The 21,573-nt window shown below is 65.8% G+C and carries 19 protein-coding genes, 1 tRNA gene, 1 other RNA gene and 1 pseudogene; 8 read left to right on the top strand and 14 right to left on the bottom strand.

Going from position 1 to position 21,573, the window contains the following annotated elements; translation table 11 throughout:
- Nucleotides 1–37 precede the first annotated feature (37 nt).
- From ftsE to ssrA, 4 genes are all read left to right on the top strand, one after another.
- Complete coding sequence (gene ftsE, locus CXY70_RS13610) at nt 38–1,132, top strand: cell division ATP-binding protein FtsE (RefSeq protein WP_104192893.1); 1,095 nt, start codon at nt 38–40, stop codon at nt 1,130–1,132.
- The gene (gene ftsX / locus CXY70_RS13605) at nt 1,129–2,043 is read left to right on the top strand and encodes a permease-like cell division protein FtsX (RefSeq protein WP_104192892.1); all 915 of its coding nucleotides are present in this window, start codon (nt 1,129–1,131) and stop codon (nt 2,041–2,043) included. The genes ftsE and ftsX overlap by 4 nt, the downstream gene beginning before the upstream one ends.
- Before the next feature lie 86 nt (nt 2,044–2,129).
- Entirely contained in the window at nt 2,130–2,606 is a 477-nt protein-coding gene (smpB, locus tag CXY70_RS13600) for an SsrA-binding protein SmpB (protein ID WP_092108491.1), read from the top strand.
- A gap of 119 nt (nt 2,607–2,725) precedes the next feature.
- Nucleotides 2,726–3,100, top strand: a transfer-messenger RNA (tmRNA) gene (gene ssrA, locus CXY70_RS13595).
- A 64-nt stretch (nt 3,101–3,164) separates the two neighbouring features.
- On the opposite strand, the gene CXY70_RS13590 is transcribed toward ssrA, so the two are convergent.
- The 9 genes from CXY70_RS13590 to CXY70_RS13550 form a co-directional block, all read right to left on the bottom strand.
- Nucleotides 3,165–3,923, bottom strand: coding sequence for a PIG-L deacetylase family protein (locus CXY70_RS13590; protein WP_104192891.1), 759 nt, complete (start codon nt 3,921–3,923; stop codon nt 3,165–3,167).
- A gap of 153 nt (nt 3,924–4,076) precedes the next feature.
- Nucleotides 4,077–5,255, bottom strand: a complete 1,179-nt coding sequence (locus CXY70_RS13585) for an XdhC/CoxI family protein (protein WP_104192890.1) — start codon at nt 5,253–5,255, stop codon at nt 4,077–4,079.
- Nucleotides 5,256–5,282: 27 nt separating this feature from the next.
- A complete protein-coding gene (locus CXY70_RS13580; protein ID WP_104192889.1) occupies nt 5,283–6,116 on the bottom strand; it encodes an SRPBCC family protein in 834 nt (277 codons plus the stop codon).
- A complete protein-coding gene (locus CXY70_RS13575; RefSeq protein WP_104192888.1) occupies nt 6,116–7,372 on the bottom strand; it encodes a VWA domain-containing protein in 1,257 nt (418 codons plus the stop codon). The genes CXY70_RS13580 and CXY70_RS13575 overlap by 1 nt, the downstream gene beginning before the upstream one ends.
- On the bottom strand, nt 7,365–8,267 hold the full coding sequence (locus tag CXY70_RS13570; protein ID WP_104192887.1) for a MoxR family ATPase: 903 nt from the start codon (nt 8,265–8,267) through the stop codon (nt 7,365–7,367). The genes CXY70_RS13575 and CXY70_RS13570 overlap by 8 nt, the downstream gene beginning before the upstream one ends.
- 30 nt (nt 8,268–8,297) lie before the next feature.
- Nucleotides 8,298–9,248 carry an XdhC family protein gene (locus CXY70_RS13565; RefSeq protein ID WP_104192886.1) on the bottom strand — a complete coding sequence of 317 codons (951 nt, stop codon included), beginning with the start codon at nt 9,246–9,248 and terminating at the stop codon, nt 8,298–8,300.
- 1 nt (nt 9,249) lies between these two features.
- Nucleotides 9,250–11,643, bottom strand: coding sequence for an aerobic carbon-monoxide dehydrogenase large subunit (locus tag CXY70_RS13560; protein ID WP_104192885.1), 2,394 nt, complete (start codon nt 11,641–11,643; stop codon nt 9,250–9,252).
- A complete protein-coding gene (locus CXY70_RS13555) occupies nt 11,640–12,137 on the bottom strand; it encodes a (2Fe-2S)-binding protein (RefSeq protein WP_104192884.1) in 498 nt (165 codons plus the stop codon). The genes CXY70_RS13560 and CXY70_RS13555 overlap by 4 nt, the downstream gene beginning before the upstream one ends.
- A 13-nt stretch (nt 12,138–12,150) precedes the next feature.
- The gene (locus tag CXY70_RS13550; RefSeq protein WP_104192883.1) at nt 12,151–13,038 is read right to left on the bottom strand and encodes a xanthine dehydrogenase family protein subunit M; all 888 of its coding nucleotides are present in this window, start codon (nt 13,036–13,038) and stop codon (nt 12,151–12,153) included.
- A 131-nt stretch (nt 13,039–13,169) separates the two neighbouring features.
- On the opposite strand from CXY70_RS13550, the gene CXY70_RS13545 reads away from it, so the two are divergent.
- Nucleotides 13,170–14,150 (top strand): LysR family transcriptional regulator, encoded by a 981-nt coding sequence (locus CXY70_RS13545; protein ID WP_104192882.1) that lies wholly within the window; start codon nt 13,170–13,172, stop codon nt 14,148–14,150.
- 4 nt (nt 14,151–14,154) lie between these two features.
- Here the strand turns inward: CXY70_RS13545 and CXY70_RS13540 are convergent, their stop codons facing one another.
- From CXY70_RS13540 to CXY70_RS13530, 3 genes are all read right to left on the bottom strand, one after another.
- Entirely contained in the window at nt 14,155–15,672 is a 1,518-nt protein-coding gene (locus tag CXY70_RS13540; RefSeq protein WP_104192881.1) for a CYTH and CHAD domain-containing protein, read from the bottom strand.
- 60 nt (nt 15,673–15,732) lie between these two features.
- Nucleotides 15,733–16,896: a globin domain-containing protein gene (locus tag CXY70_RS13535; RefSeq protein WP_104192880.1), complete on the bottom strand. Its 1,164-nt coding sequence runs from the start codon at nt 16,894–16,896 to the stop codon at nt 15,733–15,735.
- Between the two features lie 116 nt (nt 16,897–17,012).
- Entirely contained in the window at nt 17,013–17,456 is a 444-nt protein-coding gene (locus CXY70_RS13530) for an Rrf2 family transcriptional regulator (protein WP_104192879.1), read from the bottom strand.
- Between the two features lie 53 nt (nt 17,457–17,509).
- Here CXY70_RS13530 and CXY70_RS13525 point away from each other — a divergent pair, with 53 nt between their 5' ends.
- Nucleotides 17,510–18,253 carry a trimeric intracellular cation channel family protein gene (locus tag CXY70_RS13525; RefSeq protein ID WP_104193179.1) on the top strand — a complete coding sequence of 248 codons (744 nt, stop codon included), beginning with the start codon at nt 17,510–17,512 and terminating at the stop codon, nt 18,251–18,253.
- 3 nt (nt 18,254–18,256) lie between these two features.
- On the opposite strand, the gene CXY70_RS13520 is transcribed toward CXY70_RS13525, so the two are convergent.
- A complete protein-coding gene (locus CXY70_RS13520) occupies nt 18,257–19,087 on the bottom strand; it encodes an inositol monophosphatase family protein (RefSeq protein ID WP_104192878.1) in 831 nt (276 codons plus the stop codon).
- Between the two features lie 125 nt (nt 19,088–19,212).
- Here CXY70_RS13520 and CXY70_RS13515 point away from each other — a divergent pair.
- Nucleotides 19,213–19,288, top strand: a tRNA-Lys gene (locus CXY70_RS13515).
- Nucleotides 19,289–19,393: 105 nt separating this feature from the next.
- On the opposite strand, the gene CXY70_RS13510 is transcribed toward CXY70_RS13515, so the two are convergent.
- Nucleotides 19,394–20,593, bottom strand: a complete 1,200-nt coding sequence (locus CXY70_RS13510) for a TerC family protein (RefSeq protein ID WP_104192877.1) — start codon at nt 20,591–20,593, stop codon at nt 19,394–19,396.
- A 241-nt stretch (nt 20,594–20,834) separates the two neighbouring features.
- On the opposite strand from CXY70_RS13510, the pseudogene CXY70_RS13505 reads away from it, so the two are divergent.
- Nucleotides 20,835–21,573: pseudogene (locus CXY70_RS13505) on the top strand (13E12 repeat family protein); the annotation flags it as partial.

The following is a 21,573-nucleotide window of genomic DNA, read 5'->3' as shown; positions in this document are numbered from 1 at the left end:
AGGGAAAACGCCCGCAAATGCTTAGGCTCTAAGAGCTATGATCCGTTTTGATCACATATCCAAGAAGTATCCCGGCACCTCTCGGCCGGCACTGAACTCGATCGACGTCGAGATTTTGCGAGGCGAATTCGTCTTTCTGGTCGGCGCCTCTGGATCGGGCAAATCGAGCTGTCTGCGGCTCGTGCTCAAGGAGGAAAAGCCGACCAGCGGCAGCATTCACGTGTTGGGCCAGGACCTGCGGTCGATCTCGAACCGCAAGGTGCCCTACTTTCGCCGCAACATGGGTGTCGTCTTCCAAGACTTTCGTCTGCTGCCCAACAAGACCGTGTTCGACAACGTCGCCTTCAGTCTGCAGGTCATCGGCAAAAGCCGCGGCTTCATTCAGGAAGCCGTGCCTGACACCCTCAAGATGGTCGGCCTGGCGGAGAAGGCGCAGCGTCTGCCCCACGAACTCTCCGGTGGTGAGCAGCAGCGCGTGGCCATCGCCCGTGCCATCGTGAACAAGCCGCAGATTCTGCTGGCCGATGAGCCCACCGGAAACCTCGACCCCACCACGAGCGCCGAGATCATGTCGCTGCTCGCGAGCATCAATGCCAGTGGCACCACCGTCATCATGGCCACCCATGAGGCCGGCATCGTCGACCAGATGCAGCGCCGCGTGATCGAGCTCGTGCACGGTGAGATCGTGCGTGACGAGCGTCAGGGCGGCTACGCCACGGCGTCCATTCCTACCATCCTGCCGGCATCGACAGCGGAAGCGCCGGCCAGCGAGCCGGCGCCCGTCGCCTACGCCCGGCCCGCCGCTGCGCCTGAACCATCGCTGACGCACCCCTCTGCGCCGGTTCCCGAAACCTCCGTGTCGTTGCACCAGGCGGCGGCGGCGGCTGTTGCAGCGGCGGCGGCCGTGGCGCCGGAACCGATCGCTGCGCCTCCCGCCGACGCCCCGGTTGTCAGCGCCCACGTTGTCAACGAAGTCCTCACTACGCCGGTGCCGCCGATGACACGCCCGGTGCTGCCGGTCGCCCAAAACGATGACCCGGAGCAGCTCACTCTCGCCGAGAAACTCGGGCTGCGGGCGCCGGGGGAGAAACCCGATCAAACGGGCGAACAGAACGTGGGGCCAACCCGATGAGGTTCGGCTTGGTGCTGTCCGAGGCCGCAAATGGTCTTCGGCGCAATGCGTCCATGGTCGTCTCCGTCGTGCTCGTGACCTTCATCTCGCTCACCTTCGTCGGCGCGGCCATTCTCATGCAGATGCAGATCGGCCAGATGAAAAACTTCTGGTACGACAAGGCCCAGGTCGGCATCTATATGTGCTCCGATATTTCGCCGGGCGAAACCTGCACCGGCGGCGACGCGTCACCAGAGCAGATCGCCGCGGTCGAAGCCCAGCTGACCTCACCGACGCTGGCGTCCTTCATCGACAACTACTATTTCGAGACGCACGAGCAGGCCTTCGAGAACTTCAAGAAGCAGTTCGAGGGCAACCCGGTCGCCGACTATGTCACGGCTGACCAGCTGAACCAGACGTTCTGGGTGAACCTGAAAGACCCGTCCCAGTCCGCGGTGCTGGTGGAGAGCCTGTCGGGGGTCGCCGGCGTTGAGAATGTCGCTGACCAACGCAAATATCTCGACCAGATCTTCTCCGTGCTCAATGTGGCAAGCTACACGGCCATCGGTATCGCCGGGTTGATGCTGATCGCGGCGGCGCTTCTGATCGCGACGACCATCCGTTTGTCGGCATTCTCGAGGCGTCGAGAACTGGGCATCATGCGATTGGTGGGCGCGAGCAACCGGTTCATCCAGACGCCGTTCATTCTGGAGGGTGTGTTCGCAGCGCTCCTCGGCTCGCTGTTGGCCGGCGGCGCGATTGTGGCGCTCGTGTACTTCTTTGTGCAGGGCTACCTCGGTGCGAGGCTGACCGGTTTCGCCCTGGTTGGCATGGACGATGCTCTCGTGGTGGTGCCTATTTTGCTCGTGGTCGGGGCGGTGCTCGCCGCGTTCTCCGCGAACTTCGCGATCACTCGCTACCTCAAGGTCTAGCCTGCAAGCGGATGCCGCTAGACTAGTGGGCTGTCTGCCGAACGGCCGACGGCATCCGTTTGAAGAAGAAGAATCGAGGTGAGCACATGCCCAGGGAACGTGGCGAAAAAGTCGTAGCGACCAACCGCAAGGCCCGACACGACTACCTCATCAGTGACACCTACGAGGCCGGGATGGTCTTGAGCGGCACCGAGGTCAAATCGCTCCGCGCCGGCCGGGCGACCCTGGTCGACGGCTATGCCTTCATCGAGGGCGGCGAAGCCTGGCTGGACGCGGTGCACATTCCGGAATACTCCGGCGGCTCGTGGACCAACCACCCGCCGCGCCGCAAGCGCAAACTCCTTTTGCACAAGAAGGAGATCGTCAAGATCAGCCACAAGACCAAAGAGGGCGGCTATACGCTCATTCCGCTGCGCATTTATTTTGCGGATGGTCGGGCCAAGGTAGAAATTGCCGTGGCCAAGGGCAAGAAAGAGTACGACAAGCGCCAGACGCTGCGGGAACGCACGGACAAGCGCGAATCGGATCGGGCCATGTCAGCGCAGCGCCACCTGGGCGACTAGGCCGCTTCTGTAGTAGTGTAGAGGGCTGCACCCAAAGTGCAGTTTGGTAACTCAACAGCGTGTGACATGAATCCATCGCCGGCCCCGGTCTTGATTAAGACGCCGGCCGCGATGTGTATGGGGATGATCGGTTTCGACATTGTTTGCGCAATTGTGAGAAGCGGGTCGAGGATGCAGGGTTATCTCGTAAACGATCTCTGCAAAACAATAAGTGCCAAATCAAACCGCACTGACTTCGCTCTCGCTGCCTAAGCGAAAGCACTAAAGAAGTCCGCCAGACCGGGAATGCTCTCTACCCGGATCCTGACGCCATTTAGAGAGCTTGCTTCTACATTGAGCCACGGGGCGTAGAGGGACTTAAACGAAGGCTGGGCCTGTCGGAGTAGATGCCAGTGGCAAATTCCGGGGCCGAGAAAGCGACTTCACTGGATACACCCGTAGAAGGCATATGACCACAGCAGTGGACCGGGGTTCAATTCCCCGCATCTCCACCATAGGTTCTGTCACACGTTGTTGAGTCACCGCTTCTTCGGCCGCCCACTGGGCGGCCTGAGTTGTTTAAGGGCGCGATTTCGGGCTGGGTGCATAGAGCAGGCGCAGGCCGATCGATGAGCGGATGGGGTCGCGCTGGCCGCCGGAGTGCACGATGAAATCCCCGTCGACGGTGAGCTGGCTCGCGTGACAGCGCAGGGCGGCAACGACTGGGGCCAGCTGGGAGTCGAGTTCGAACCATTCCGCATCCGCTTCGGGGCTGTGGACGATCTCGGCGTAGGGGATCGCGAGGCTGCGGCTGGCGGAGAGGGCGGCGTCGTGCGCGCGCACGTGGTCCGGATGCCCGTAACCGCCGGTGCGGTCGTAGCTGATGACAAGGCTCGGATGCACGTGCTGGAGAACGGCGACGAGGTCGGCCGTGACCTCGTCGAGCGGCGCGCGGGCGAACGCATCCGCTTGGGAGTCGGGTGCCGGACCGGCCAAACCGGGGCGAATCCATTCCATACCTGAGTCGCAGTAACGGCGTTCGGGCAGCCCGGAAGCACGGGCAGGGGCCTCGCCGAGCCAGAATCCCTCGTTGACGCCGAGTATGCGGGCGGCGCGCTGGAGTTCGTGCTCGCGTTCCTGGGCCAAGGCAGCGGTCCCGGCGAGCGCCGAGAGCGGCCCGGCGACGACTTCTCCACGCTCACCGCGGGTGGCTGTGACGAGAGTGATGCGGATGCCGCGGCTCGCGAGCTCGGCGATCAGCCCGCCGGTTCCGATGGTCTCGTCGTCGGGGTGCGCGTGCACGAACAGCACCGACGTGACGGAATCCAGAATGCTCATCGTGCTCGGGAGCGGCCAGCGATAGGTGCCAACTGCGCGGGGACTGCGGATGCGGGAGCCATTCGTCGAGCCTATCGCGGGCGACCCGGTCTCGCCCGATCGCGGTGGCGGGACGGCCGTGCGTGCAGCGCCGAGCGCTCCCACGGGCGCGACTCAAGGGGCCGCAGGTGTCGTCTCGAGAAACGCGGCGGGCGGCAGGCTGCGGTCGACGAGGTCGTCGTGGTGGATGGCATCGACGAGGGTGTGCAGCGGCTCGCCGCTTCCGCCCCACTGCAGCGAAATGATCTCGGCGGCGATCGAGACCGCCGTCTCCTCCGGCGTGCGCGAGCCGAGGTCGAGGCCGATCGGGCTGCGCAAGCGGTTTAGCTCAGCGTCGGTCACCCCCACCGCCCGCAGGCGCGCCAGCCGGTCGAGGTGGGTGCGGCGGGACCCCATCGCGCCGATATACGCGACCGGAGGGCCGTGCAGGGCAGCTTCCAGCAGGGGAACATCGAATTTGGGGTCGTGGGTGAGCACGCAGATCACCGTGCGGGGGTCGATAAACCCGCCAGCGATCTGCTCGCGCAGGTAGCGGTCGGGCCGGCGCACCACGACCTCGTCGACACCCGGAAACCGGGCCGCGGTCGCGAAGACGCCGCGCGCGTCACAGACCGTGACCCGGTAGCCGAGAAAGGTGCCGAGCCGGGCCAGGGCGGTGGCGAAGTCGATCGCGCCGAACACCAGCAGACGCGGCCTCGGCGCGTAGCTCGCGAAGAACACTCGCATTCCCTCGCCTCGCCGCTCCCCGTCAGGGCCATAGGTGAGGGTGGTGTTGCGTCCGGCGGCGAGCAAGCCCTGGGTGTCGTCGCCGATGGCGTGGTTGGCATGCTCCGAGCCCAGATCGCCTTCGAAACCGTTCGGCCGCACCACGAGGTGGCGGCCGAGCCAGGCAGCATCCGGGTGCTCGATCACCGTGGCGACGCCGACCGGTCGGCCGGCGTCCACGTCGTCGTGCACGCTCTCAAGCAGCGCGAAAGTGGCCCGCGAGACGGGTTCAACGAAGACGTCGAGGATGCCGCCGCAGGTGAGCCCGACGGCAAAGGCGTCATCGTCGCTGATGCCGTAACGCACGAGCAGAGGCACACCGTCCTGGGCTACCTGAGTGGCCAGTTCATAGACAGCGCCCTCGACGCAGCCGCCCGAGACCGATCCGGCTACGGTGCCGTCGGCGCTGACCAGCATCGAAGCACCCGCCGGGCGGGGCGCGGACTGGAAGGTGCGCACGACCGTGGCCAAGCCGGCGGTGGCTCCGCTCTCCCAGCCAGTGAAGAGGGTGTCCAAAACTTCGCGCATATCGGTGTTCCTTCTCTTAGCGTGGCGCTAGTGGCCGGACGCGCGGCGACCAATTCGGTATGCGATGAACGCTACCGTGGCCAGCAGGCCCAAAAGTTTCACCGGATCGGCCAGTTGGTCGGTAATGACGCCCTTGACCAGGCTCATAGCGTCGAGGCTCGGCGCTGCGGCAGCCGCCGAGCGACGCGACGCGACCCGGTGCTCGCTGGCGGGTGCGACGCGGGGAGGCACCGGGCGCGGCGGCAGGCCGGGCCGCTCCGGGGCATCCGCTTGAACGTCGGGAAGACGGCCGGCGGCGGGGGCGTACCCCGGCGGAATGTCGGTCACGTCGGTAACCGCCCGCGGAGCTGCCTGGGCGAGGGTGGTCGGGTCTTCGACGTGGTCGCCGACGGGTGTCGCAGCGGCACCGTCGTCGTCGCCTTCGATGAGGTCTTGAAGGTTGCCGGCGAACAGCCCCATCATCTGCTCGGTGACGCTGCTGATGACGCCTTTGCCCATGGCGGCCGCCTTGCCCGAGAGCGACATGTCGGCGCTGACCGTGCCCTGGGTGACGCCGTCGGTTTCGACCAGTACGAGTGTGACTGTGGCCTGGGCGGTGCCCTGCCCGCGGGTTTCCTGCGCTTTGCCGGAAAACACGGCCCGGTGTCCTGCGGCGTCGCGCTCGTCGACGTTCATCTGGCCACGGTATTGCATGGTCACCGGGCCGAGTTTGACCTTCATGCCGACCTGGTAGTTGTCGTCAGAAAGTTTGTTCAGAATCTGCGCACCGGGCACGCAGCCGGCGATGCGTTCGAAGTCCATGAGGGTGTTCCACACCGTATCGACGGGAGCGATGACGGTGAAAGTACTGTCGAGTTGCATCAGGGTGTCCTCTGCTGGATGGTTACGGATGGTCGATTGGCTGCCGACACGTCGCCGCGAATCGCCGCCGCCACCTCGGCGAGGGCAGCGTAGCTGTGCCCGCTGACGAAGGCGTCGCAGTAGGGCAGGGCGGCGGCCATACCGCCGACGAGTGGCCGGTAGCCCGCTGCGGCCTTGCGCGGATTCACCCAGACGATGCGGTGCGCCAGTCGGCGAAGGCGCGCCATCTGGGCGTCGACGTCGGCGGGGTCGTCCTGGGCCCAGCCGTCGGAAAACACCACGATCACGGAGCCACGAGCCAGGCCGCGCCGCCCAAAGTCATCGATGAATCGACGGATGCTGGCCGCCAGCCGGGTGCCGCCGGCCCAGTCGGTCGCGGTGGTTGCCGCCTGCGCGAGTGCCTGGTCGGGGTCGCGCAGGGTGAGCTGGCGGGTCAACCGGGTGAGGTGGGTCGAGAACACGAACGCTTCGGCCCGCGCGCCGGAGGCCGCGCCCTGTAACAGCGACAGAAAAACCCGGGTGTAGGGCTCCATCGAACCGGAGACGTCGCAGAGCAGCACGAGTCGGCGCGGCTTCGGGCGGCGCCGGGCGTAGTGGAGGGTGATCGGATCTCCGCCGGTGCGGTGCGCGGCTCGCACGGTGCGAGCTGGATCGAGCCGGTCACGACTGTGCGGCGACGGATGCGTGCGGCGGCTCAGGCGCGTCGGCGTCGCCAGCACGATGCGGGCCACGAGCTGGCGCAACCGGGCGAGCTCCTCGGGGTCGAGGTCGGCGAACGCCGTCTCGTGCAGGTGTTCGTCGCGGGACGCCAGGGCGAGGATCGCGTCACGCTCTGGGCCGTCGGTCTCTTCATCGGCCGAGTCGGCGCCGGGCAGCGGGGCAGCCGGGCGATCGGGCTGCGGTTCCGGCGCGCCGGCCGGCCGGTTGGTCGAGGGGGCGGCTTTCGTGCGCGTCTCCGCCCCGATTGCCGGCGGAGCGTTCGGATCACCGCGACTCTCGGCCGGGTCGAGTCGGCCGTCGAACACTGCGCTGAACACCGCGTCGAAGCGGGCGAGGTGCTGTTGCCGGGAGACGAACACGATGCGGCAGGCCCAGTAGAGGGCTGCCCGGTCGATCGGCGGGACCAGCCGCAGTGCTTCGGCCAGCCGGGCCGCGCGGTCGGGCGACACCGGCAGCCCAGCCCGGTATAGGGCCGTGCTGAATCCGGCGGCGAGGGCGGCCGCTTCGATCCGTGGTTGAAGATCGCGGTCAGCCACGCGCGGCCTCCGCCACCCAGCCGCCGCCGCGGGCGGCCGCCAAATCAAGGTCGTCCCGATTCTTCAGAACCGAGCCCCAAGTCTGCTCTACCGCGCGGCCGCTCAGCTGCTCGATACCGAGCACTCCGAGGGCGCTGACCCAGTCGATGGCTTCGGCGATACCGGGCGGCTTCACCAGGTCGAGCGAGCGCAACCGGGTGATCGCGGCCGCAGCCTCGGTGGCAAGGTCCTGCGAACTGCTCGGCACCCGGCGTCGCACGATCTGGGCGATCCGCTCCGGCCCCGGGTAGTCGATCCAGTGATACAGGCAGCGCCGGGTGAGGGCGTCGTGCAGGTCGCGGGTGCGATTGCTCGTGAGAATTACGATCGGTGGATGCGTCGCCTGTATCGTTCCCAGCTCCGGAATGGTGACGGCCGCCTCGGCGAGCAGCTCAAAGGTGAACGCTTCGAACTCGGCGTCGGCCCGATCAATCTCGTCGAGGAGCAGCACGGCCGGCCGTGGCCCGGCATGTTCGATTGCTTGCAATAAAGGGCGACGCAGCAGATAGTCGCGGCTGAACAAATCGGTTTCGGCCAGTTCGACCCCGCGTGCCTCAGCCACACGGATGCCGAGCAGCTGCCGCGGGTAATCCCATTCGTAGAGCGCTTCACCAGCGGAGATTCCCTCGTAGCACTGCAGGCGAAACAGTTCGGTGTGCAGCAGTCGGGCGAGCGCCTTGGCGATCTCGGTCTTGCCGACCCCCGGCTCGCCCTCAAGCAGCAGCGGCTGTCGCATGCGCACGGCCAAAAACACGGCCGTGGCGAGCCCATCGTCGGCCAGATAATCCTCGGCATCCAGGTCGCGTTGCAACGCGGCAACTGAGGGCAACAACTTTGCTACGCCCTCCGTAGTCATCGCTCGCCCCATGCCGAGGCAAGCGACGCCCTAGCGCGCTGTCGCATACCGCTCCGGATTCGCCAGAAACGCTGTGCGGCAACCCCGCGCACAGAAATACACGGATTCGCCGTCCAACTCCACCTGCAGCGACGAGGGCAGCGCTGCCACCGTCATGCCGCAGACTGGGTCGATGGCCGCGCCGGCGATCTCCGCGTTCGACTCGGCGGTGCTCGCCGCGGTCGACGACTCGGCGGCCGCAGCGACACCCGCAGCAAACGGATGCCCGTGCCCGGCCCGCTCCTGCACCAGCTGCGCGAAGATCGACACCGCGATCTCCCCGGGTGTGTGCGCCCCGAGGTCGAGGCCCGCCGGACTGAACACCCGTGCGCGCTGCTCGGGGGACACGTCAAGCGACGCCAGTACCGCTGCACCGCGCCGGGGACTGGCCACGAGCGCGACATAGGGAACCCCCGCTGCGAGAGCGGCGAGCAAGGCCGGTTCCTCGTCCCGTCCGTGCGACGCAACGATCAGGGCGGCGTCGCCAGCCTCGGGGACGGCGGAGGCGCCATCCGCCTGCACGAGGTCGAAGCCCACGAGCGGAGCCAGGGCGGCGAGCGCCTCGGCGTCGGGTGTCGACCCAACCAAAATCAGGCGCGGCAGCGGAATACGCGGTTCGAGAAAGATCTCGATTGCGCCGCCGCTGACACAGGGATTGGAGACCTCGACCGCGCCGTCCTGCACGGTGCTCGACGGCATACCGGCCACGACTTTGAGCAGCAGCGGCTGGCGACTTTCGAGTACCTGCAGGCTGTACAGGCGAACGGATGCCTCCACGCACGTTCCCCCGACGAAACCGCTGATCTCGCCGGTGGCTCGCACGAGAGCAGTATCGCCGGCGTGCGCACTCGTTGGGCGCACCGCGCGCACGACGGTCGCATGCACGAACGGTTCGCGGCGTGCCTCGAGTTCGCGCACCAGCACGGATTGCAGCACGGGCACGCTACACCGGCGGTCTCGTGCGGCCCTGCATGGCTTCCCACACGCGGGCGGGCGTGCAGGGCATGTCCATGTGCACGACGCCAAACGGGGCAAGAGCGTCGACGACGGCGTTGACGACGGCGGGGGGAGAACCAACCGTGGCCGATTCGCCAATGCCTTTCGCGCCGATCGGGTGGTGCGGCGACGGGGTCACGGTGAAGCCGGTCTCCCAGTCGGGTACCTCCATTGCCGTGGGGATGAGGTAGTCCATGAACGAGCCGCCGAGGCAGTTTCCCTCGGCGTCGAATTCGATGAATTCCATCAGTGCCATACCGACTCCATCGGTGAGACCGCCGTGAATCTGACCCTCGATGATCATCGGGTTGATGCGGGTGCCGCAGTCATCGACGGCGATGAAGCGGCGTACCTTGACGTGACCGGTGCCCGGGTCGACGTCGACGACGCAGATGTAGGCGCCGAAGGGAAAAGTGAGATTAGGCGGATCGTAGGTGACCTCGGCGTCGAGGTTGCCCTCAATGCCCTCTGGCAGTGCGACCGTGCCGTGGGCGCCCATCGCGATCTCGGCAATGGTCTTACCGACACTCGGGTCGCCCTTGACGAACCAGCGCCCCTTCTCCCACTCGAGGTCTTCGGGCCGGGTCTCGAGCATGGCAGCGGCGATGAACCGGGCCTTCTCCCGCACCTTGCGGGCGACGAGGGCCACGGCGGCGCCGCTGACCGGAGTGGACCGGCTGCCATAGGTGCCGAGGCCGAACGGGGTCTGGTCGGTGTCGCCGTGCACGACATCGATGTCTTCCGGCGGGATGCCGATCTCTTCCGCCACGATCTGGGCAAACGTCGTCTCGTGACCCTGACCCTGGCTCTGCACCGAGATGCGCACGACCGCCTTACCGGTGGGGTGGATGCGCAGTTCGGCGCCGTCCGCCATGCCGAGGCCGAGAATGTCCATGTCTTTGCGCGGCCCTGCACCGACCGTCTCGGTGAAGAACGAGATGCCGATGCCCATCAATTCGCCGCGTGCCCGTTTCTCTTTTTGCTCGCGGCGCAGTTCGTCGTAGCCGGCCATCTTCATCGACAGCCTCATCGTGGGTTCATAGTCCCCGGAGTCGTATTCCCAACCGGTCTTGTTGGCGTAGGGAAATTGCTCGGGTTTGATGAAGTTTTTCAGGCGCAACTCGGCTGGATCCATGTCGAGCTTGCGGGCCAGGATGTCGACCATCCGCTCGACCAGATAGACCGCCTCGGTGACCCGGAACGAGCAGGCATAGGCCACGCCGCCCGGGGCCTTGTTGGTGTACACGCCGGTGACGGTGCAGTGCGCGGCGGCCAGGTCGTAACTACCGGTGAAGATATGAAAGAACCCGGCCGGATACTTGGTCGGCTGGGCGGTGGCGTTGAACGCGCCGTGGTCGGCGAGCACGTTCGTGCGGAGGGCCAGGATCTTGCCGTCCTTGGTCGCCGCGATCTCGCCCTGCATGATGTAGTCGCGGGCGAACGAGGTGCTCATGAGATTTTCGGAACGGTCCTCGACCCATTTCACCGGTTTGCCGGTGACAATGGAGCCGACGACGGCGAGGATATAGCCCGGGTAGATTCCGACCTTGTTGCCGAAACCGCCGCCGATATCGGGGGAGACCACCCGAATCTTGTGCTCGGGAATTCCGGAGACCATCGCGAACAGGGTGCGATGGGCGTGGGGCGCCTGCGTCGTTTCGTATAGGGTGAGGCGGCCATCGATGGGGTCGAAGTCGGCCACGGCGCCGCATGTTTCCATCGGTGCCGGGTGCACGCGCGGGTAGACGATTTCCTGGGACACAACGACGTCGGCGCTCGCGAAGACGGCATCCGTTTCAGCCTTGTCGCCGGCTTCCCAGTCGAAGATATGGTTGTCGGTGCGGCCCGCAAGGTCGTCGCGAATGACGGGAGCGCCCGGGTCCATGGCCTTGCGGGCGTCGACGACAGGCGGTAGCACGTCGTACTCGACCTGAATCAGTTCGAGGGCATCACGCGCGGCGTAGCGGTCTTCAGCGACGACGAACGCAACCTCCTGGCCCTGGAAGCGCACCTTGTCGGTGACGAGCACGGCCTGCACGTCCATCGAGAGGGTGGGCGCCCAGGCCAGGCCGAGGGCCTGGAGGTCAGCGCCGGTGATGACGGCGAGCACCTTGGGATGCGCGAGTGCTTCGGTCGTGTCGATCGACACCAGTCGGGCGTGGGCGACGGGAGCGCGCAGGATGGCACCGTGCAGCATGCCGGGCAGCACGATGTCGTCGACGTAGTGGCCCTTGCCGCGAACGAAGCGTGGGTCTTCCTTGCGCTGCATGCGGCCGTGGCCGATCGGTCGATCGTGGCCGCCGGCCGCCGGGTTCGTCGGGCGGTCCTCCAAAATGGTCATGCGCGCACTTCCTCTTCCGCGGTGTCAGCGGCACTAATCGAATGTTCGGCGGCCCACTGGATGGACCGCACAATGGTGGCGTAGCCGGTGCAGCGGCAGATCTGGCCTGAGATGGCCTCGCGAATCTCTAGCGGTTCCGGGTGCGGATTGTGGTCGAGCAGGGCGCGGGCGGTGAGCATCATGCCGGGGGTGCAGAAGCCGCACTGCAGGCCGTGCTCCTCCATGAAGCCCTGCTGCACGGGGTCGAGGGTGGCGCCGTTGGCCAGTCCCTCGACGGTCGTGATGGCGTGGCCGTCGGCCATGGCGGCGAGCACGGTGCACGATTTCACCGGCTGGCCGTCCATCAGCACGACGCAGGTGCCGCAGTTGCTGGTATCGCAACCCCAGTGGGTTCCGGTGAGCCGCAGGTCGTCGCGGATGAAGTGCACGAGCAGCACGCGCGGTTCAATCTCGCGGGTGACGTCGGTGCCATTGACGGTCAGGTTGATCTGCATGAGGGCTCAACTCCTAAATCGTGATCTCTGAAACGGATGCCGCGGCGCGGCGGCAGGCCGCCCGCAGCACCCGACGGGTGAGTTCGTCGGCAAGGTGCCGTTTGTAGTCGATCGGGCCGCGCTGGTCGGCGAGGGGGTCGCAGGCAAGTGAAGCCAGGCGCCCGGCTTCGACGAAAAGTGCTTCGGTGGGAGCCTGGCCGACGAGGACGGCTTCGACCTCGGTTACGGTGCGGTCGAGTCCGACCGCGGTGAGGCCGACAGCGACATGGCTGATCGTGCCGTCGGACCCGAGCGTCACGCTGGCACCGGCCGCGGCGACAGCCCAGTCGCCGACGCGGCGCTCGACCTTCTCGTAGGCGCTGCCCGAGCTGGCGCGAATCGGCATGCGCACCTCGATGAGCAGTTCATTCTGGGCGACGGCGGTCTCGTACGGGCCGCGGTGAAAGTCGGCCATGGACAGCATCCGCTCGCCGGCTGGTCCGCGCACGACGGCCACCGCTTCGAGGACGTGGCACACGGTCGAGAGGTCCTCTGCCGGGTCGGCCTGGCAGAGCGAGCCACCGATAGTGCCACGGTTGCGTACGATCGGGTCGGCGATGACCCGTTCGGCGTCGGTAATAATGGGAAAGAGGCGCTTGATGTCGTCGGATTCGAGCAGGGTCGTGTGTCGGGCCATGGCGCCGATACGCAATACCGGGCCGTCGACGAGCAGGTAGTCCAACTCGTAAAGGTCGTTGATGTCGATGAGCCAGTCCGGGCGGGCGAGGCGCAGCTTCATCATGGGAAGCAGGCTGTGTCCGCCGGCAACCACCCGGGATTCAGCTCCGTGTCGGTCGAGCAGGGCGAGGGCATTATCGACCGAACTGGCGCGAACATAATCGAACGGAGCCGGAATCTGCACGGGCTTCTCCTTACGAAAGAAGGTTCCATGACACCGCGCATCGTTGCGCGGCGCTGTTGTGTGCCACAGCTTGCTCCCCGGCCCCCGAAGCTGTCAATATCAACCTAAGGGAAAGGTTATGAGCTGTGGCAATGACGCTGAATCAGCTGCGGGCCTTTGCCCTGGTGGCCCGACTCGGGTCCCTGCGCGCGGCAGCAGCAGCACTGCATATCAGCGAGCCGGCGGTGTCTTCGTCGCTCGCCGCTCTGCGCGTCGACCTCGGCGACGCTCTCTTCGTACGCGCTGGAGCCGGCATCGCGCTGACTCCGGGCGGGCGGGCGCTCGCCGATCACGCGCAGGAGATTGTGGGCCTGGCCGACCAGGTGCGCTGGGAGGTATCGCACGCACAGGAGTCCACGGCGAACCTGCGCGTGGTGGCCACGGCGGGGTTCGCCGAGCATGCTGCCGGTCGACTGCTCGATGCCTTCACGCGCCGGGTGCCGGGCCAGGCGGGTGGCATCGACGTGGTCGTTGAGCCCGCCGATGACGTGGGGTCGCTGCTGCAGGACCACGCCTACGACGTGGCTCTCGGCGCCCGGCCTCCGCGGGGATCCCAGTTGGAGGTGGTGCCATTTCTGCGCTACCAGCGGGTGCTGGTGGCTGCGCCGGAGCATCCATTTGGCCGGCGGCAGCAGGCGTTGCCGCTCGCAGCCCTGCTGGGGGAGCCGTGGTTCACCGGTCCGGCCGGGGTCGAAGAGTTCACGGCCGAGAGCAGTTGGCTGGCGGCAGCGTTTCTCGCCTCCTCGCTCGGTGTACCCGAGATCGTGCCGCTCAGCAGCGAAACGGATGCCCTCGCCGCGGTGCGCGCCGGCGAGGGGATCATGCTCGCGTTCATGCACATCGTGCGGGCCGAGGTGCTGGCAGGGTCGCTCATTGTTGTGCCGGTGCCGAACACCCCCATTGCTGGGTTGTGGTGCGCGAGCACCCTGGATCGCGGGCGGGCGCCGGCCGCCGCGCGCACACTGCAACGGTTCGTCACCACCGCCGAGGCCACCGCCGCTATGCTCGCCCCCGGCGGCTCGCGCGGGGTTGCGCGGCGCGGCTCGAAGGTGCACGTGGCGCTCTGGAGCTGAATCGTCAGGGGCGGCGCGACCAGGTCTTCCAGAAGAGAGCCTCGGCATCCGCTGCCTTCTGCTGTTCCAAGGCGTGCAGGCGGCCGTAACTGAAGGTGTTCTCGCCGCGAAGGTAGGTGTCGACCCCGCCGAGGCGCAGCAGGCGCTCGCGGGCGATGACGCTGTCGTGCTGGTCGCCGAGAATTGTTTGCAGTTTCTGGGCGAATCGGCGCACGCGGGCGGCCCGCTTCGGGCTGAGCGGATGCGCCGTCTCGGCCGCATAACGCAGCCGCTTGGCGCGCTTGCGAGCGGCGTGCAGGGCGAGGTCACGCGCTGGCCCCGGTACGGTCGTGGCGGCCCGGCGCACAGCTCGGCGGAGCTTCTTCCACTCCTTCACGATCAGGCCAGGCACGACCACGCGGGCGTCCTGGCCAGCCGCAGCGGTGAAAGGCGGCGTGGCGGCAAGAGAATCGAGCGCGTCGAGCAACCGAAAGTAGCGGTGGGAGTCAAGGGCAGTGACGAGCGAGCGCCCGGCGGCGTTGACATCCGCTTCGGAGCGAGCCTCGAGGCGCTCCCGAATAGGGCCGAGGAGCAAAACCGGCGGCTCGCGGTCGAGCAGGCCGGCAAGGCGGCGTTGCAGCACCTGTTCGTCGCGGGATCCGCCGAGCACGCCGGCGAGCCAGCCGAGTTCGGTGCGGAGATGCTGCACCACGGTCGGGTCAAGGAGGGAATGATAGGTGGCCAGTATTGACCGCAGTCGGCGGGTGGCAACGCGCATGACGTGTACGGCGCCGTCGGCGTGCTGGCGAACCTGCGGGTCGTGACGGTGTAGAACATCGATCTGCTCGCTCAGACTGGCCAGTAGAACATCACCGGCCGGGCCGCCCGGGGTGGGGCGAGGCTGCTTCGAAGCGGGTGCGGTCGGAGACCGGTCGCCGAGCGCGCGGGAGAGTTTCGAGGCGTGCCGTGACAAGAGGATGCCGCCGCTGGCGAGCACTGACTGCCCGGCGTCGAGCAGGTCCTCCGGTCCTTCGACGAGCTCGATCTCCCATTCGCGCCACGCTTTGGAGGCCGGTTCATCAATGAGGCGGTCAGCGCGCACCCGATCATCGCACAGCACGGCGAGGGTTTCGCCGCCCGCACCGATCAGGGCGTATACGACACGGGAGGTATGAAGGCGGGCAATGGGAACGAGCGGTGCGTCTCGCACATAGACCCGAACGAGTTGCGCCAGCGACTCGGGTACGACATCGGCTTCGCCCAGCACGTTCTTGCCGAGGGGCGCGTGGATCTCACAGCGACGGCCAGCGGCACCGGGCAGTTTAAGGTGCCATCCAGCGTCGTCGCCGCCGGTGCGTCGGCGCAGGGTGATGCGCGCAGCGCTGAGGCCAAGATGGTGGGTGTCGAAATAAACGGCCGCGAGATCGAAGGTCACCGGTTCCGCGATTGCCTGTACGCCGGGCAGGTCTTGCAACCGTGGCAACGGGGCCAGCTCGTCGACGTCAAACTTGCGTTCTATCTCGATACCACCGTTAGCGTCCACGATTCAGCCTAGCGCGGGCGTGCCCGGCCAGGCCGAATCGTGCTACGTGCCAGGGGCTGGTCAGGCGTTGGCGAGCCACAGGTCAGGGCCGAAGATCTCGTAGTGGATACGGTCGGCCGGCACACCGGACTGCAGCGCCTGGGCGCGCAGGCTGCGCATGAACGGCAGCGGACCGCAGAGGTACACTGAGGCATCCTCCGGGATCGTCACGTTCTCCAGTGACATGAAGCCCTCGTGGTGGCCCTCGCTCGGGATCTCCAGCCAGAGCTCGAGTTCGGCCGCCTCCAGCAGGGCGATGTCCTCGTTCATCTGCTCGCGCAGCGCCCAGCGATCGAGGTTGCTTTCGGCGTGGAGCACGAGCACCTCACGCTTCGAGCCCGTGTCCACCAGGGAGCGCAGGATGGAGGCGCTGGGCGTGCAACCGATTCCGGCCGAGGCCAGGATCAGCGGGCCGGTGCCCGCATCGAGGGTGATATCGCCGCACGGCACGGAGAGGATGAGCGTGTCGCCGACCTGCACGTCGCGGTGCAGCACGGGGGAGACCTCGCCGTCGGCGTCGAGCTTGGTGGTGAAGACCCTCGTTGTGGCCGTGCCAGCCGAGAGGGAGTACTGACGCACCTGGCGGATACCGTCGGGCATGGTGGCGGTGACGCTGATGTACTGGCCCGGCAGGGCGGGCGTCACGGGGGTGTCATCGGCCGGTTCGAGGGTGAACGTAACGGCGTCGGTACCGGCCGCTTCCTTCTTCACGACGATCCAGGGAGCGAGCGGCTTGTCGCTGGCGAGTCCGGCGTAGAGGCCCTTCTCCATCTTGATCAGTGCGTGGGCCATCAGCCAGTAGACCTCGGTCCAGGCGGCGGCGATCTCGGCGGTGATGACGTCGCTGAGTTCGTCGGCGATGCCCTCGAACAAATACTTGTAGACGATGTCGTACTGCTCGGGCTGAATGTCGAGGGAGATGTGCTTGTGGGCGATGCGGGAGAGCATGGCCTCCGGCGTGGTGTCAGGGTTCGCCACCAGATGGGTCGCGAAGACGGCGATGCTGCCGGCGAGGGCCTGCTGCTGCGTGCCGTTCTTCTGGTTGGACCGGCTGAATAGTCCATCGAACAGTTCGGGGTGGGCGGTGAGCATGCGCTTGTAGAAGTTTCTCGCGATCTGTGGCATCCGCTCGCCGACCAACGGCAGGGTGGCTTCGATGAGGGGGAGGGACTGGGCCGAAAGCATTAATACTCCTTCTATATGACCGACTCCCGTTTGTGGGCGTCTCCTACAAAAGTAGCATTTGAAATACCAATTAAACGGATGCTTTCTACAAGTCGTAGAAAGTAGGGACTTTAGTCCTACCGCATCAATCCGAGATCGACCAGGACCGGCCCAGCCGGTTTTCCGTGCGGGAGGCTGGCGATGACGAGGTCATCCAGCTCGCGGTAGAAGGCATCCCTGGCCCGGCGGAGGGCGCCGCGCAGGCCGCATCCGCTCAATAGAGGGCAGGGCCCGGCGGGCGAGTCGCAGGCGGCGAGGTCGGTGCGTGTGTCGAGCTGACGCAGGAGCGCCCCGACGGTGACTTCGCGGCCGAGCGGGCTGATGCGCACGCCGCCGCTCCGCCCTCGAATAGCCTCGACCAGGCCAAGCTCGCGCAGGCGCAACAGCGCCTTGCTCACATGGTTATAGGGGGTGCAGACCTCGGCGGCGACGACCCGCGAGGTGAACGTCACTTTTTCCGGTGCCGCAGAGAGCAGCATGACGACCCGCAGGCAGACGTCCGAAAAAGCGTTGATCCTCATGCTCTAACTGTAGATGCGACCGCCACCGTCGCCGAGATGAGAGAATGGGGCAGGTGAACACTGAGTCGGAGACACTGTTTGAGGTAATCCGCTTCGTAGACCTGGCCGGCGTGCTCTCCAATGCCATTCTCGGCGGGGTCGCCGCGCGCACAGCCCGACTCGACATCGTCGGTTTCGTCGTGCTCGCTATCATGAGCGGGCTCGGCGGCGGCATGATCCGGGATACCCTGCTGCAGCAGGGCAGCCCGGCGGCACTGCTCGACCCGGCCTATCTCATCTTTGCCGTCCTCGGCGGGGTCATCGCCTTCTTCGTGACTTTCAACGGTCGCTGGACCCGACGAGTGCTGTTGCTGCTTGACGCGCTCGCCGTGGGGTGCTGGGCGGCGGTCGGTGTGCAGAAAGCGCTTGATGCCGGTCTCGGCTGGCTTCCGGCCATCCTGCTCGGCATGATCACCGCGGTCGGCGGCGGTATGGTGCGCGACATCATGCTGCTCAAGGTGCCGACCATCTTCGGCGGCAATACGCTCTATGCCACGAGTGCCCTGCTGGCAAGCGCCGAGATGGTGATTCTAAGCAAGCTCGGGTTCGTAGCGGTCGGCACCGGCGTGGCCATTCTGAGCGGCGCTGCGCTCTCCCTGCTGGCCAAACGTTACGGGTGGGTTCTGCCGACCGGCTACGCGCTGCGTATTCCGAAGCCGATTCTGCTCCTGAACCCCCGGGCCTGGCGCCAGCGCCGACTCGATGCGCGCCGCGCTCACAACGGCATCTTCCCTGACGATCCGGGTGCGTCGCTCTGACCGTTAGGGCTTCTGTGCAAAAGCCTGCGCCGGGTTCAGTACCGCGAGCGTCGCCGCGTGCAGCAGGCCGTTGGTGGCCAGGGCGCTGCCATGCCACGGGCCGGGCTGGCCATCGACCGAGGTGAACGTGCCGCCGGCCTCCTGCACGATCGGCGCGAGAGCGGCCATGTCGTAGGACTGCAGGTCGAATTCGCCGGCCACGTCGAGGTGGCCCTCGGCGAGCAGCATGTATGACCACATGTCGCCGTAGGCGCGGGTACGCCAGACCTGGCGGGACAACGTGACGAGCTCATCGAGGTGCCCGGCTTGATCCCACTGCTGCAGGCTGCCATAGCTGATGGATGCCTCGGCGAGGGTCTCGATGCTGGAGACGCGCAGGCGGGTGGGCGCGGCATCCGCCTGCGTTGTGTCGATTGACCAGGCGCCGCTACCCGCGGCCGCCCACCAGCGCTTGCCGAGCGCGGGGGCGCTGACCACGCCGAGCACCGGAACGCCGTCGACGGCGAGGGCGATGAGGGTGGCCCAGATCGGGATGCCACGGAGAAACCCGGCCGTGCCGTCGATGGGGTCGATGATCCACTGACGCGCGGTGGACCCGGCGGTACCGAACTCTTCGCCGAGGATGCCGTCGTCGGGGCGGTGATCGGCGAGCAGGGCGCGGAGGGCACGCTCAACCGCCTGGTCGGCATCCGTTACCGGTGTGCGGTCGGGTTTGGTCGTCACGATCAAATCGAGCGCGGTGAAGCGGGCGCTGGAGATGGCGTCGGCGGCTTCGGCGAGGGCCAGGCCGAGCTGGAGGTCGTCGGAGAGGGCGTAGATTCGCGGTTCGGTCACCCTCCCAAGGATAGTAATTTCGCGAGCGGATGCCGGTCACCGCCCCGTTTCTGCCTCGATTGGCATCGAGCCCTATTTGGGTGTTAGGGTTACACGTTGCCGCGGGTCGTTCCGCTGCCTCACACGCACCTCTAGCTCAATTGGCAGAGCAACTGACTCTTAATCAGTGGGTTCCCGGTTCAAGTCCGGGGGGGTGCACCACTGCAACAGCGGTATCGCACTTAGTCGGATTTGCCGGACATAGCAACCTTTGCAGCAACGTGTTGTCAAAACCCTCCAGGATACTTGGGTATTTGCCGTATTTGGCTATTCGCGCGCTGCGCGCTGCACCGATGCGTCATGTTCGGTGTGTGCCGCATGAAGAAGTTCCATCAGTCCAGCCTTGTCTTTGGCCAACTCCTGATATTTCGGCCGGAGTGCGCGGAGGGATTCTTCCTCCCGGGTCAGGGCCGAGTAGACGCGGATGCGTTCGGTGTGGTCCGCGGTGTAGCCGAGGTCCAAATAGTTGATCGCGTGGCGTCGGGCGTTGGCGATAATGGTCTGCGCCCGGCCGGCCGGGCTGAGCAGCGACGCGAGCACCGTGACCACGAGCACACCGATGATGACTGTCAATGAGAGACCCGTACTGATTTCGAACACCGGTACCGGTTCTCCTCCGTTGATGAATGGCAGGTTGTTCTCGTGCAGGGCGTGGAGGATGAGCTTCACACCGATGAAGGCGAGGATCGACGCAAGACCAAAGGAGAGGTAGATGAGTCGGTCCAGCAGCCCGTCGAGCAGGAAGTACAGCTGTCGGAGCCCGAGGAGCGAGAATGCGGTCGCAGTGAAGACGATATAGACGTTCTGAGTCAGTCCGAAGATGGCAGGGATCGAATCGAGAGCGAACAGAAGGTCTGTGCCAGCGATTGCGACCATGACGAGAAGCATCGGGGTCAGCGCTCGTTTGCCCTCATGCACGGTGAAGAGTTTGTCTCCGTCGTAGTCCGGACTGGTGTGAAAGATCTTGCGTGCGATTCGCACCATGAAGTTTTCAGACGATCTGGACTCTGAACTTTCCGGTTTGAGCATGTTTCCCGCAGTGAGCAGAAGGATGATGCCGAAGAAGTAGAACACCCAGGCGAACGAATTGATCAGCGCCGCGCCCAGGAAGATGAATCCGGTACGGGCGATTAGTGAAAACGTGATGCCGAACAGCAAGACCTTCTGTTGGTCTTCGCGCGGGACCCGAAAACTCGTCATGATGATGAGGAAGACAAAGAGATTGTCGACCGACAGCGCCTTTTCGGTGATGTAGCCAGCGAAATACTCCGCACCAGGGGTAGCGCCGCCCAGAAGTAGAACGCCAAACCCGAAGAGTATGGCCATTCCCACATAGAGCGATGACCAGATTGCGGCTTCTTTCAAAGTCGGAGCGTGCGCCTTGCGGACATGGAAGACATAGTCGAAAGCGAGGAGAGCGACGATGGCCGCGACGGTCAAGATCCAAGTGAGGGGCGAAACATCCATTTTTGCTGCTTTCAGTCAATAAACGGGCCGCATTCTGACGTCCGGAGCGAACACGTTCTCTGCTCCAGCGGTGGTACTGAGACTACGTGAGCTCGTCGTTCAGGGCGACAGTCTAGTGAGGTCGTGTCGGGCTGTAGGCCGAAGGTGTCCCTGTCGGGACTTCGAATAAAATTGCGCACAAATATACAAGTGCATTTGAGAATTTCTCGACTCTGACTCAATGATTTGGTACAATAAGACCATGAGCCAAAGCGGCGATACCCCACAGCAGGGCGTGATTGACCGCTTCCTGGAGGGGCTGCCTGGCGGGCAATTCGCGGACCAATTGTTCTCGGACTGGTTGATGTCGGCAGAGGATCGCGCGCGAAGTGATGCCTTTCGTGCGGAGTGCCACTCGGTCTGGCAGGCCGAAGAAGAAGCCGACGCGAGAGCCGCCACTATTCCGAATTTTTGGAACGCTGACGGCCCGCCCGACCCCGCCGACCTCGATCTGACTGAGGTGTTCGCCGCGGTGTCGCCCGAGCATCTGTTCGACGAGCCCGACCCTGCCGCGTGCGACCCTGATTCGTGCGACCCTGATTCGTGCGACCCTGCCTCGCTCACTGATCTGGACCCGTTCCAGCGGCAGCTAGCGCGGTTCGTTGACCGGACGATCTTCTTCGAAAAAGTCATTTCTTGGGCGCAGGCGAGCAAAGCCGAGGTCCTCGCCGACGCGTGGAACTACACTTCCAGCACCGCCGAAACCGGCCGGCCGCAGGCTGGGCCGGGTCGCGAGCACGATTGGGACGCGACTTTCGCGGCTCAGCAGGGCTTGGTCGCGGAGATGGCGTGTGCGCTGCGCATCCCGGCCGGCACCGCGTCAGGTCTCCTGCAGGAGAGCCGGGTGTTGGTCGAGTCTTGCCCGCAGACCCTCGATGCGCTGCGGGCCGGGGACATTTCCCTGCGGCATGCGCGGCGGGTGCTCGACCAGCTCGACTCCG

It is taken from the genome of Cryobacterium sp. Y82 (assembly GCF_002929495.1).
GTDB classification, from domain to species: Bacteria; Actinomycetota; Actinomycetes; order Actinomycetales; family Microbacteriaceae; genus Cryobacterium; species Cryobacterium serini.
The sequence above is the reverse complement of the archived record's forward strand: the minus strand, read 5'-3'. Positions and strand labels throughout refer to the sequence as shown.